Raw genomic sequence first — 12,544 nt, forward strand, 5'->3', positions numbered from 1 at the left:
GTCGCCTGTCAAGCGTTACCCGGCCGTAGGAAGTCACGAAGAGTACACTTCGTTACCTGCATGACCAACCGAGGAGCAAGATGGCGGACGGTCCGACGTATCACCGGATCGCAGACCTCCTCCGTGAGGAGATCCGCGCAGCCAAGTGGAAGCCGGGCGATCGACTGCCCAGTCATTCCGAACTTGCCGATCAGATGCAGGTCTCGATTACCACCGCCCGCAATGCCATCCAGGTACTGGTGACCGAAAACCTCGTCTACACAGCTACTTCCCGCGGGACCATCGTCCGAAACCAGGAAGTGCTGGAATCCGTTGTCACCGACCATATCCGCCCGGATCGGCCGACGACCGAGCACGACATCTTCGAGGAGATCGCGCGGGCCGCGCACCGAGAGCCGTCGAAGCAGTTCAGCGCGAAAATGGAGCCGGCCAGCCGTGAAGTCGCGTCCTGGCTCGGCGTGCCGCCGGACTCCTGGGTATTGGCCAGGACGGTGGTGCAGTATCTTGACCACGAGCCGTGGTCCTGGGAGGTCAGCTTCTATCCCCGAGATCTGGCCGAGGCCACCGGAATCGACTCCCCGCACGACATTCCGGAAGGCACCACCCGCCGGCTCGCCGATCGGGGCCACGCGGAGACCGCGCACCGCGACACTCTCGTCGCACGGCCCGCCACCGCGGAGGAAGCGTCGGTGCTCGGCGTAGCCGCGGGCACCGTCCTGCTCGACCACCTGCGCATCGGCGCCACCCACGAAAGAGTCACCCGCGCCACCCGTCATCGCTCGCTCGCCACCGGCAACCGCCTGGCCTACGAGCTCGGCGACGCCGAGGGTACGGCCGTCATCCAGGCCACGCTCGCGAGATCACACGGGACCGGCCGCGCGTTTACATGACCATCGTGCTCCGCCAAGCAACACTCGGCGATCTCGGCATGATCTGCCGCCTGCGCGTCCAGCGCACGGCGTGGCTGACCGCGCGCGGGTCCGATCAGTGGACTGCCGCTGGACGCGGCCTGCCCATCGAGATCTTCGCCCGCGCGGTCGGCCGGTCGCTGGACGCGGGCGAGACCTGGATCGCCGAGGTCGCGGGCGAACCGGCGGGCACCATCACGGTCAACGACCGCGCCGATACCGGTCTGTGGTCACGGTGGGAACTCGACGACGCGGTGATCGTCCATTTCATGATCGTCGACCTGCGGTTCGCGGGTCAGCACGTGGGGCACCATATGCTCGCCCACGCGGGAACGCTTGCCCGCCAACTGCGACGCGAGTGGGTCCGGCTGGACGCGTGGACCACCAACACCGGCCTGCACGACTATTACCGTTCGGCGGGATTCCGATTGGTCCGCATCGCGGGGCCGAAGGCGCAGGGTCCCTCGTGCGCGCTGTTCGAGCGCAGGTCCGATAGCTGGGACCGTCAGCTGCCCGTGCCGGTTTCCACCGTCGGCCGACTGGACCGTTCGGTGATCCTGGGACCGCCGCGACCGAACAACTGATCCCGCCCGCTACAGCGGAGGCAGATAGGCGATCTGGATCATCTCCGGTTCTCTGCTGCGCGAGATGAGGGTGCCCCGGCCCGGCGGAAGCTTGGTCGAACGGATGTCGCCGAGGAACTTGCCCTCGTCCTTGGGCGCGCTCATCAGCAGCGCGTCCACCGAGATCTCCTTCATCCGGCCGAGCACCTTGTCGTACAGCGCCCGCGACGCACCGCCGGAGCGCCGGGTGACGATGAGGTGCATGCCGATATCGCGCGCCTGGGGCAGGAATTCCAGCAACGGCTCCAGCGGGTTCTGGCCGACCGCGACCATATCGTAGTCGTCGACGACGATGTAGATCTCCGGCCCGCTCCACCAGCTGCGCTCCCGCAACTGCTGCGGCGTGATGTCCGAACCCGGAATGCGTTTGGCGAGATATCCGGCGACCTCTTTGATCATGCCGGCCGAGGTCTGCGACGACGTCGAATAGCCGGCCAGCTGGTCGCCTTCGAGCACACCGAGCATGGTGCGCCGGTAGTCGACGAGGATCACCCTGGCCTGGTCCGCGGTCGAGTTCTCCGCGATGCCGAGCACGATATTGCGCAGCAGCGTGGTCTTGCCGCATTCCACGTCGGCGAAGGCCATGAAGTGCGGCTGAGTGCCGAAATCCAGGACGAGCGGCTGCAATTCGGACTCGCCGAGCCCCACCACCACACGAGTCGGACCTTGTTCGACACCGCGGGCGCGCGCCGCCGCGAGGACCTGCTCGCGCGGGATCTCCATGGGCAGCATGCGCACCTCGGGCGCGCGCCTGCCGCCGTAGAGATCGTTGAGCTGCTGTTTGGCGGCGCCGACGCCCTCGGGCATGGTCTGCGGATCGGAGTCGGAATCCAGCCGCGGCAACGCGATCAGCATGTGCAGCCGATCGGGGGTCAGGCCACGGCCGGGACGACCCATCGGGACGAGAACCGCGGTGCGCCGGTCCATCTCGGAGTCCGCCGGGTCGCCCAGGCGCAGTTCCAGCCGAGTGCCGATCAGGTCCTTGACGGCGGGCCGGATCTCGGCCCAGCGATTGGCCGAGACCATGAGATGGATGCCGTAGGACAGGCCCTGTGCGGCCAGCGCGTTGAACGCCGGTTCCAGCATGTCGAATTCGGCGCGAACGGTCGGCCAGCCGTCCACGACCAGGAACACATCGCCGAACAAATCCTCCGACAGCGGGTCGGCGGCGCGCTCGGCCTCGGTGAGCATGGCCAGTTTCGCCTTGCGCCTGCGGAACTCGTGGATCGACTCGATGCCCAGCTCGCGGAACCGTTCCTCGCGCTGATGCAGCAGCGTGGTCATCTCGGCGATGGTGCGCCGCACCCGGTCGACCTCGAGCCGACCTGCGACCGAACCGACGTGGGGCAGGTCGGCCAGGCCCGCCAAGGTGCCGCCGCCGAAGTCCAGGCAAAAGAACTGCACCTGCTCCGGGGTGTGCGTGCCCGCAGCCGCCATGATCACCGTACGCAGGGTGGTCGACTTGCCCGACTGCGGACCGCCGACCACGGCCAGATTGCCCTGTCCACCGGACAGATCGATGACCAGCACGTCGCGGCGCTGCTCGTAGGGCTTGTCGATCACGCCGATCGGCATCCACAGCTGACCGTGCCGGTTCACCGGTGACTTCCAGTCCGGGTCGGGCAGCAGCATGTCCACCGAGGGCGATTCGTCCAGCGGCGGCAGCCAGACCTCGTGCGCGGGCCTGCCGTGACCGGTCAGGCGTCCGACCACCACTTGGAGCAAGGTCGCCGGCACCGCCTCGGCCAGCCGCACGACCGGCTCTTCCACAAGGTCGGCCGCACCCGGTGGAGGCGGCAGTTCGAGCCCATTGGGCGACGGTGGCAGTTCGGGAAGCCCAGAGGGTGCCGGGCTTTCGTCGCGAGCCGGCTCCCTCTCCGCCACCGTGCTCGCGGAGAACACCACGAGTGACTGGCCGCCGACCGCGCGGCCGTCCACCTGCTGGCTGCCCCGCGGCGACACATATGGTCCGGACACATAAGCCGCGTTGAACCGGAGCGGGTCGTCCGCGTCGCTCTTGAGGTAGGCCGAACCCGGCACGCTGGGCAGGTGGTAGGCGTCGGTGATGCCGAGGACCGCGCGGGATTCGTTGGCGGAGAAGGTGCGCAGACCGATGCGATAAGACAGGTGGCTGTCCAGGCCGCGCAGCTTGTTCTCCTCCAAGCGCTGCGATGCCAGCAGCAGGTGCACCCGTAGCGAGCGGCCGAGGCGGCCGATCATCACGAACAGGTCGGCGAAATCCGGTTTCTGCGAGAGCAATTCGGAGAACTCGTCGACCACGACGAACAGCGCGGGCAGCGGATCGAGCTGGGCGCCCGCCGCGCGCGCCTTCTCGTACTCGGTGACGTTGGCGAAATTGCCCGCCGAGCGGAGTAGTTCCTGACGCCGGTTCATCTCGCCCGACAGCGCGTCCTTCATACGGTCGACCATCGAGAGTTCTTCCTCGAGGTTGGTGATCACCGCGGCGACGTGCGGCAGCGATTCCAGGCCGAGGAAGGTCGCGCCACCCTTGAAGTCGACCAGCACTAGATTGAGCAGGTCCGGCGAATGGGTGGTGACCAGCGAGAGCACCAGCGTGCGCAAGAACTCCGATTTACCCGAACCCGTTGCGCCGATGCACAACCCGTGCGGGCCCATGCCGTTCTCGGCGGACTCCTTGATGTCGATCTCCACCGGCGTGCCGTCCGGGGTGACGCCGATCGGCACGCGTAGTCGCTCGCGGTCGCTGCGTGGGCGCCACACCACGGCCGGGTCGATCTGGGCCGCGTCGGGGACCTTCAGCAGCGCCATCAGACCGGGAACGACGCGGGTCTCGTCACCGAGGCTGACGATCTGCGCCGCGGTCGCGACCCGGTATCGGGCCAAGTCGCGCGCGAGCGCGGTGGCTTCGGCCAGGCTCACCGAGTCGGCGGTCGCGAAACGCTCGGTGCCTGCGGCGGATTTCGCGGCCACCCACCCGTCCGAGACGACCAGTTGCAGGCCGCGGCGCACCGCGAGGCCGGTCTGCGGCGCGGTCAGATCGAGCACGGTGACCGAGTCGAGGCCCGCGTCGCTGACGATCCGCTCGGTTCCGCTGACGAAACCGTCGTCGATGATGACGAGCAAGTGGATCCGGCCCGCGGTCGGCTGCGCGTTGCGCATGAACCGACCGCGTTCGAGCAACTCGGCGGCCATGGCGGTTTCGAGTTCGCCCAGCGACCGGTACATCATGCGCGCCGATCCGATGCCGTCGCGATCGACCGGGTGCTGCAGGTGCGGGAGCCATTTGGCCCACGACCACGCCTCGTCATCGGGGTCGGCGCAGATGATCGCGACCGCGGTGTGGTCGGGTCCGTGGAACGCGGTGAACTCCATCAGCACCGACCGCGCGAGCATGCGGGTCTGTGCCTGGTCGCCCTCGAGGTTGATCGCCGGAAACGCGCGCAACGAGATCGCGGTCGGCAGGCTGTGCACCACCGAATGGGTGCGCACGAAACGGCGCAGCGCCACCGTCGACACCGGTTCCAGATCCTCCAGCGGACCTGTCTCGGGCCTGGCCAGCTTGGTCGCCAACCGGTGGCTGCCGACGCCGACGCGCACGTGCCCGAAATCCGGGTCGTTGGGGCGGCGCTCCCACATGCGCCGGGTACCGACCATCGACTGGAGATCGGCCGGGTCCGGGTGGCTCCACAGCAACGCGTCGAGCTGCGCGCGACCGGTCTTGCGGACGTCCTTGCGCACCTGGTCCAGGTACCGGAAGTAGTCCTTGCGTTCCTCGTTGAGCTCGGCGGCCTTCTTCGGTCCGCCGCCGCCCCGGAATCCCGCCATCATGCCCACCATCGACATGATCATCATCATCGGGAACATCATCATGAACGGATTGGCCAGCAGGCTGCGGCCCATCATGACCATCATCGCGATCATGCCGACCACGGCGACCACCATCACGACCGGCATGAGCTTCATCAGCAGGCCGGTCGGTACCGGACGGGGAATCTCGGGCGGGGCGGTCAGCGCCACCTCGCCGCCGGGCGCCCGCGGCGGCGCGATGCGAGGTCGGCGCACGAATCCTTCGGTAGCCATGTCCTACAGTCCTTCTCCGGTCTCCGCCGGGTCGACGACGCCGCGGCCCCGCCGGAACGGGACCGATAGCGCGAAACCGATGCCGAGCAAGGCCAGCAGCACGATGGCGCCGATGGTGGCGACGCGACGCGGCATCGGATCGACATGGGGCGGCGGTGGGGGCGGTGGAATCGGCCGCGCCACATCGGCTCCCGCGTTCACCGGACGCTCGGGTAGTTGCGCGGTCAGCGCGGCGAGCGGGTCGACCAGGCCGTGTCCGATCCGGTCGTCGCGTCCGGAGCCAGGTTGCTGTGCAGTGCGGGTGATCCGGTCGATGACCTGCTGCGCCGACAGCTGGGGGAACCTGGCGCGCACCAGCGCGGCCAGCCCGGACACGTAGGCGCTGGAAAAGCTCGTCCCATCAATCGTTCCGACGCCCTCGGCAGTCTGCACCGAATCGACCAGACCGGTAGCGCCCGGTTTGCTGTCCAGCGAGACGATATTGCGGCCCGGCGCCGCGACCCCCACCCACGGACCGTGGATGGAGAACGGCGAGGGCGTCCCGTCCGCCTCCACCGAGGCGACCGAGAGCACATACGGCGCGAACCAGGCCGGGCTCACCGCGGTACGCACCGCGCCCCATCCTGTTCCCTCGTTCTGGCCATCACAAGCCCCACCCTGCTGTATGTTCCCGGCCGCGGCCACCACGACCACATTTCGATCGTAGGCGTATTTCACGGCCGCGCCGAGTGCGCCGTCGGCCGGGTCCCCGCCCAGCGGCGTGCAGGCGACCTCGGAGATATTGATCACGCCCGCGCCCATGTCCACCGCGCGCACGACCGCCGCGGCCAGCGTCAGCACGTTGCCGTACCCGGCGCTGGCGATCTTTCCCGGAACCTCCGAACGCGCCCGGTCTTTCGGCTCGTACGCCAGGCTCAGCTGCCGAATGGCGAGGATCTCCGCATCGGGAGCGACGCCGGAGAACGCGTCGTCGGGGCTGGGCCGGGCGGCGATCAGGCCCGCGACGAGTGTGCCGTGGCCGTCGCAGTCGCTGGTGCCGTCGGAGTTGGACACGAAGTCGCCGCCGGGTTGCAGCGCGGGCAGCCGCGGATGCCGGTTCACGCCGGTGTCGATCACCGCGACCTTCTGTCCGCCGCCACGGCTGAACTCCCAGGCCGCGGGCAGGTCCAGAATCCGTTGCGGCAGTGGCGCGTCGCGCGGCGGGCCACCGCCGAGCATCGGCTCGGCGCACACCGAGCGCTGTTCGGTCTCGTCCGGCGGACCGCCCCTGGCATTGACCGCGATCGCGGCGCCGAGCGCGCCGTCATCGATGCCGGGCGGCCCGAGGGCGGAAGCCGGAGCGGGCGGTGCGAGACAGCTGAGGCCGAGCACCAGCGCGACCCCGGTGAGCCGCAGCGGAACGCTCATCGCCACAACCACTCCACGATCACAGGTTTCTTGCCGCCGAGTACAACTCCATGATCCACAGCACCAGCGGGACGACGGTGACGATCAGCAGATATTCGAAGATCTCACCGGCTCGCTTTGTCACCGGCGACGTCTCGGTGTGCGGGGCGATGACGCCGAAGCCGACCATCGCCGTCGCGACCGCGAGCAGGATGCCCGCGATCGGCACCAACCACGACGGATGCCCGACCGCGACGGCGGCGCCGACCGCGACCAGCGTGGTCGCGCCACCGGCGATCAGCGTGCCCGCTTGGATCAGGTCCGCGAACGCCCGCCCGCGCAGGCACAGGATCAGGCCGATGACCACGGCCAGTGCGATGCCATGCCATCGCGCCGCGCCCAGCGGGTCCGCGGCCAGCACCGCGCCGATCGTGCCTGCGAGCGTGCTGCCCAGCAGGATGCCGGATTGGTACTGGTTGGCGGCTTTCGCACGCAGTTCGAGACCCGCCGCCGAGGGCAGCGCGGTGGCGCCGATCGCGCCGATGTCCTCGATGGTAGGACGCGGTTCGTGATCGGCCGGGTCGATCGCGCCGCCCGCGGTGGGCACCGGCGGGACGGGCAAGCGCGCGGCCGCGACCGCGAGCCGCGGCGCCGTCGTGACCATGATCAGCGCGGCGACCAGTACGCCGGCCGCGATCTTGGTCGTTTCGACCTCCCATACCATGCGCACCAGCGCGGCGAAGCCCGCGAACACGGCGGTGGTGACGGCCGCCGCGCACAGCAACGCGCCGACTCCCGTGACGCTGTAGACGACCACGGCCACGACCAGCGCCGTGACCGAGGCGAGCAGCAGATGCGGACTGCCGAGCGTGTTGGGCACGAAAAACGCGGCGGCCGCGAAGAACAGCACGATCGCGTACAGCGACAGCAGCGTCGCGGCCGGCGTGGCCTGGTACTTCCGCACGCCGATCACCGCGGCGGTCACCGCGGCGAGCCCGGCCCCCGCGGGCAGGAAGCCGATCGCGAGGCTCGCGCCGCCGTCCTTGGCCACGGCCAGCAAACCCATCCCGGCGAGCACGCCGACCAGCGCCGTGATCAAGCCCATCCAGCGGGCCGCGACCGGTGACCAGCTGTGGAACGACTCGCCCGCCAGCCTCGACACCGCGTCGATCACGTCGTCGAACAGGGCGGGGGATTCCTTCGCCGTCACCGACCGCAAGACCAGCAGCTCGCCGTCGAACACCTCGGCGTCGGTCAGCGTCTGGTTGGGCGGAATCGGGTCGCGCCCGATCCTGGCCAGGGTCCAGTGCTCGGTGCGCAGCGGAGCGCCGTCGTCGTGCTCGGTGAGGTCGGGAGTACGGGACTCGATCAGTTCCACGATCTCGGTGATGAACGCGGCGATCGGAATCGTCGCGGGCAGCCCCAGATCCAGCTGGGTGTTGCCGCCGATCACCGAGACTCGGCACAGTTCCGGATCAGCGGCTCCCAAGCCGCTGGTCGACGACTCGGTCACGGGTTTGCAGACTCCCTACGTTGACTCTGTCCTGCTTGGCAACGCACTCAATCTATACCGCTGTCTCCCGGTATGCTGAGCGAGAAATCGCAAATACCGTAAGCTTTGGGGGCTTACCCACATGACCGGCAACCGCCAAGCACAACGCGCCTTCGACGCCGGCGTCTTGTCATTGGGCCTCAGTATCGACGGGCAGGAATCCACCCGTGATCTGGATTACGCGAAGCTTGCGTTCACCAGGGCGACCGAATGGGATCCCGGTATGTGCGACGCGTGGCTCGGCCGCGCCGCCGCTGGCGAGGTCACCCGGGAAGTTCTGTTCAATCTCTATAAGACCAGCTCGACCACGCTCTTTCGGGAACAGCGCAGGCTCGGCCTCCGGCCGAGGGAACTCGCGGGCCGATTCGTCGTCGCCCAGTACATCGACTACCCGCTGGCCAGCTACACCGAGATCTGGCTCGCCCAGGCCGCGCAGCTGATCGGCGACGCCGACCACGACGAGGCCGAACGGGTACTCGACGAGCTGGCCGCGCATCGCAAAACCCAGCTTTCCCAGCCCGATAAGGAGATCGACGACCGCATCTGCGCCTATGTGCGCGCGGTGCTCCATTACCAGACCCAGCGCTGGCCCGACGTGATGACCGTACTGGCCGGTTCCGCGGAGTGGGAAGACCCGTACATGGCCGCCGCCGCGCACGTCATGGTCGGCACCGCGTGCGCCCAGCTCGGGCTCTTCGGCGAAGCGATCCGCCGGATGGAACAGGCCGAGCAGGGACCGATACCCGCGGCGGCGACCACCGCCCGTTTCTGCCGCGGGCTGTGTCTGCGGGAAACCGGCAACGAGGTCGAGGCGCAGGCACTGTTCGAGAAAGTGTTCTCCGAGGCGCCGGATTTCGAGGCCAACACCCAGGCGATGCGAGACCGCAAATACCGCATCACCGTGACCACGAAAGAACAGATCGACGCGCGCACCAACCGCTGGGATCCGGCCTCGGCGCCCTCGGCGGAACAGATCGGACGCGAGGAACGCGACGACAAGGCCAAGCAGATCCTCGAGGCGGCGCGCGCCGAACTCGACGCGCAGATCGGCTTGGCCGCGGTGAAGACCCAGGTAGCCAAGCTGCAAGCCACCGCGCAACTGGCCAAGATCCGGGCCAAGAAGGGCATGGCCAGCGTGCCGCGCGGCCAGCACCTGGCCTTCACCGGGCCGCCCGGCACCGGCAAGACCACCATCGCCAGGGTGGTCGCCAAGATCTATTGCGGGCTCGGACTGTTGAAGACGGACAGTCTCGTCGAGGCCAAGCGCGCGGATTTCGTCGGACAGCACCTGGGCAGCACCGCGATCAAGACCTCCAAGCTGATCGACAGCGCCATGGACGGCGTGCTGTTCATCGATGAGGCGTACACGCTCATCCAGACCGGCCTGCAGGGTGGCGACGCGTTCGGCCGCGAAGCGGTGGACACGCTGCTGGCCAGGATGGAAGACGATCGCGACCGGCTCGTGGTGATCATCGCGGGTTACGACGGCGAGATCGATCGCCTGCTCGCTGCCAACGACGGCCTGGCCTCCCGCTTCGCCAAGCGGGTGAAATTCGACTCCTACACCCCGCAGGAACTCGGCGAGATCGGCCAGTTCATCGCGGGGAAGCGGGATTCGGAGGTCTCCGACGAGGCGCTGGCGCTGCTCGTCGCCGCCTGCACCGGGCTGTACGAGAAGGAGAGCACCGACCAGAGTGGTCAGCCGCGCCGCGCCATCGACCTCGCGGGCAACGGCCGCTTCATCAGGAACGTGATCGAGGCCGCCGAGGAGGAACGCGAATTCCGGCTGGCCAATGACGAAACCCTGGACCTGGCCGACCTGGACGAGGCGGTGCTCATGCGCATCGAGGCCGACGACATGCGCAATGCCCTCACGAATGTCCTCGCCACGCTGAGCGGTGTTTGATTTGCAGCGCCTGCGGCGCTGCGTGTTCGCGGCCCCCTTATGGCTCGCGTCCGAGCGACCGCCGCTGGCGACCTCGTCGCGGACGCGGCGGCCGCTCGGACGCGAGCCGGGCCGCGAACGGGGAATGCTCGGTCTCGCTGCGCTCGAAAACGGGAGTCGGGCCCAGTGGTCACGCAATGCGGAAACCACAGCACCTATGATCGCCGACACCCGCGTGGGCTAGTGGCCCGCCGCTGGCAACTCGTCGTGGTTCGCGGCAGCCACTCGGACGCGAGCCCGGCCGCGAACGGACAACGCTCGGCCTCGCTGCGCTCGAAAGCGGGAGTCGGGCCCAGTGGTCACGTAGTGCGGAAGCCACAGCTCCTATGTTCGCCGACACCCGTGTGGGCTAGCGACCGCCGCTGGCAATTCGTCGCGGACACGGCAGCCACTCGGACGCGAGCCCGGCCGCGAACAGGCAATGCTCGGTTTCGCTGCGCTCGAAAACGGGAGCTGGGCCAGTGTGGTTGGGTGGCGAGGTGGTTGTCAGACCGTGCCTGCGGCGAACGCGGTGTTGGTTTGGGTCTACCGTCCGGACGGCAGTGTGTCGTGGCTGACGAGCGCGTCGCGGGGCGTGAGAGTCGGGCCGGGCACCAATTGGCCGACGATCGGCCACGGAGCCAGCCGTGGCTTCGATTCCAGGCCTAGCACCGCCGCGGTCTCCGCGTCGGGGATGCCGTAGCGAATGCCGTTGTCGCCCACGTAGAACAATGTGCCGCGCCGAGCGCTGTCCGGATCGATGCCGGTGACCTGAACGTATTCGCCGGTGCCCGGCGGAATGTAGGCCCTGTCCACACGCTCGCCCGTACCGTCGGCGGTGGCCAGCTCGACCGGCGTGGACGAGGAGGGCAGCGGCACTTTGCGACCGGCCAGGATGGTCACCGTCGCCGCCGGATCGTCCGCTTCCCTCGACCAGGATGTGCAGCCGACCGGCGCGTCCTCGGCGGCCATGATTTTCGGCGTCTCCCGCGGGAAGTGGTCGAGCGGGAGCCGGTCGAGTACCGGGACGCCGGTGAGGCGGTCCGGGGGCACCGTGGTGATCTCGCTCATACCTTGGGAATTCGCGTTCCGGATGACCTGCGCGGCGAACGGCGACACCCGCTGCACACCATCGGCGAGCACCACGTAGAGGTCGTCGGCGACCACGCCGCGCACCCGCACCACGCCGCCGACCGGCACGCCGGACAGCTTGCCGGGTCCTGGCTCGCCGACCCGCTCGATCTGGGGCGGCGCCAAGGCGGCGACCTGGGTCGCGGCGTTCAACAACCCGGTGCTGATCGGCCGCGGCTGGTAGGTGCGCAGGTTCAGCGACTGGGCCATCACGGAGTCCTTCGGATCGACCTCCGCGCGCTTGCCGTCGAACAGCAGGAAGGTCTTGCCCTCCCGGACCACCAACAGCGCCGCGTCGGCGCCGAGCGGCAGGGCGCCGCCGTCCGCGTCGGTCGCCAGACCACCCGCGATCACCGTGGTGTTCACGCCGGGCGACCGCGCCGCGCTCCCCGCGGAGGACAACTGCACCGCGTCGCACAGGGTCCAGATCGACCGCTTCCCCGCCGACGAGCCGGGCAGCGAGGCGGGTGCGCCGGGGATGCCGAGCAGCGCACCGCGGGACAGCGCGGCGAGCTTGGATTCTTTGACCGAGGTGGGTGATTCGCTGCTCTGGGTGATCAGCCGCGCCGAGGCCAGATTCAGCACCGGATGCAGGGTGTCGCCGACGACGGCATAGAGCGCGCCGCTCTCCTTGGCCATCACGATCTTCGCGTCGTCGACCGAGCCCTGCGGTCGCAGGAACGCCAGAATCGCGGCGCCCGCCACCACCAGCAGGCCGAGCACCGCACCGACGACGAGGGACCGGGACTGCGAGCGCATCGGGTCGTGCAGCATCCGCACGTCCCTGCGCACGAGCGCGTGCTCGTAACGGCGTAGCAGGAATCGGTAGCCGTTGACTTGAGCACGCGTGGTCAACTGGGCCGGCACGAATCCTCCGAACGGGACGCGGGTGGATCGGGGGCGACATGGTCGCGCGGCTCTACAGTAGCGAAGCCGCGGAAGTTCGGTCCATGATGAG

The 12,544-nt window shown here is 68.7% G+C and carries 7 protein-coding genes; 3 read left to right on the forward strand and 4 right to left on the reverse strand.

All coding sequences use genetic code 11. From position 1 onward, the window contains the following. The first annotated feature begins 80 nt into the window (after positions 1-80). The gene (locus OHA40_RS11255) at positions 81-890 is read left to right on the forward strand and encodes a GntR family transcriptional regulator (RefSeq protein ID WP_330232996.1); all 810 of its coding nucleotides are present in this window, start codon (positions 81-83) and stop codon (positions 888-890) included. Further along, positions 887-1,492 carry a GNAT family N-acetyltransferase gene (locus OHA40_RS11260; protein WP_330232997.1) on the forward strand — a complete coding sequence of 202 codons (606 nt, stop codon included), beginning with the start codon at positions 887-889 and terminating at the stop codon, positions 1,490-1,492. The genes OHA40_RS11255 and OHA40_RS11260 overlap by 4 nt, the downstream gene beginning before the upstream one ends. 9 nt (positions 1,493-1,501) lie before the next feature. On the opposite strand, the gene eccCa is transcribed toward OHA40_RS11260, so the two are convergent. Genes eccCa through eccD form a run of 3 tightly spaced genes read right to left on the reverse strand, consistent with a single transcriptional unit; the run spans position 1,502 to position 8,492 of the window. Continuing rightward, positions 1,502-5,593: a type VII secretion protein EccCa gene (gene eccCa, locus OHA40_RS11265; protein ID WP_330232998.1), complete on the reverse strand. Its 4,092-nt coding sequence runs from the start codon at positions 5,591-5,593 to the stop codon at positions 1,502-1,504. Between the two features lie 3 nt (positions 5,594-5,596). Continuing rightward, entirely contained in the window at positions 5,597-7,000 is a 1,404-nt protein-coding gene (mycP, locus tag OHA40_RS11270) for a type VII secretion-associated serine protease mycosin (protein ID WP_330232999.1), read from the reverse strand. Positions 7,001-7,019: 19 nt separating this feature from the next. Continuing rightward, positions 7,020-8,492, reverse strand: coding sequence for a type VII secretion integral membrane protein EccD (eccD, locus tag OHA40_RS11275; RefSeq protein WP_330233000.1), 1,473 nt, complete (start codon positions 8,490-8,492; stop codon positions 7,020-7,022). 121 nt (positions 8,493-8,613) lie between these two features. Between eccD and eccA the strand changes: the two genes are divergently transcribed. Continuing rightward, positions 8,614-10,437 (forward strand): type VII secretion AAA-ATPase EccA, encoded by a 1,824-nt coding sequence (gene eccA, locus OHA40_RS11280; RefSeq protein WP_330233001.1) that lies wholly within the window; start codon positions 8,614-8,616, stop codon positions 10,435-10,437. A 564-nt stretch (positions 10,438-11,001) separates the two neighbouring features. On the opposite strand, the gene eccB is transcribed toward eccA, so the two are convergent. Continuing rightward, positions 11,002-12,453, reverse strand: a complete 1,452-nt coding sequence (eccB, locus tag OHA40_RS11285; protein WP_330233002.1) for a type VII secretion protein EccB — start codon at positions 12,451-12,453, stop codon at positions 11,002-11,004. Positions 12,454-12,544: the final 91 nt, after the last annotated feature.

Origin of the sequence: Nocardia sp. NBC_00508 (assembly GCF_036346875.1) — a bacterium.
Lineage (GTDB): Bacteria > Actinomycetota > Actinomycetes > Mycobacteriales > Mycobacteriaceae > Nocardia.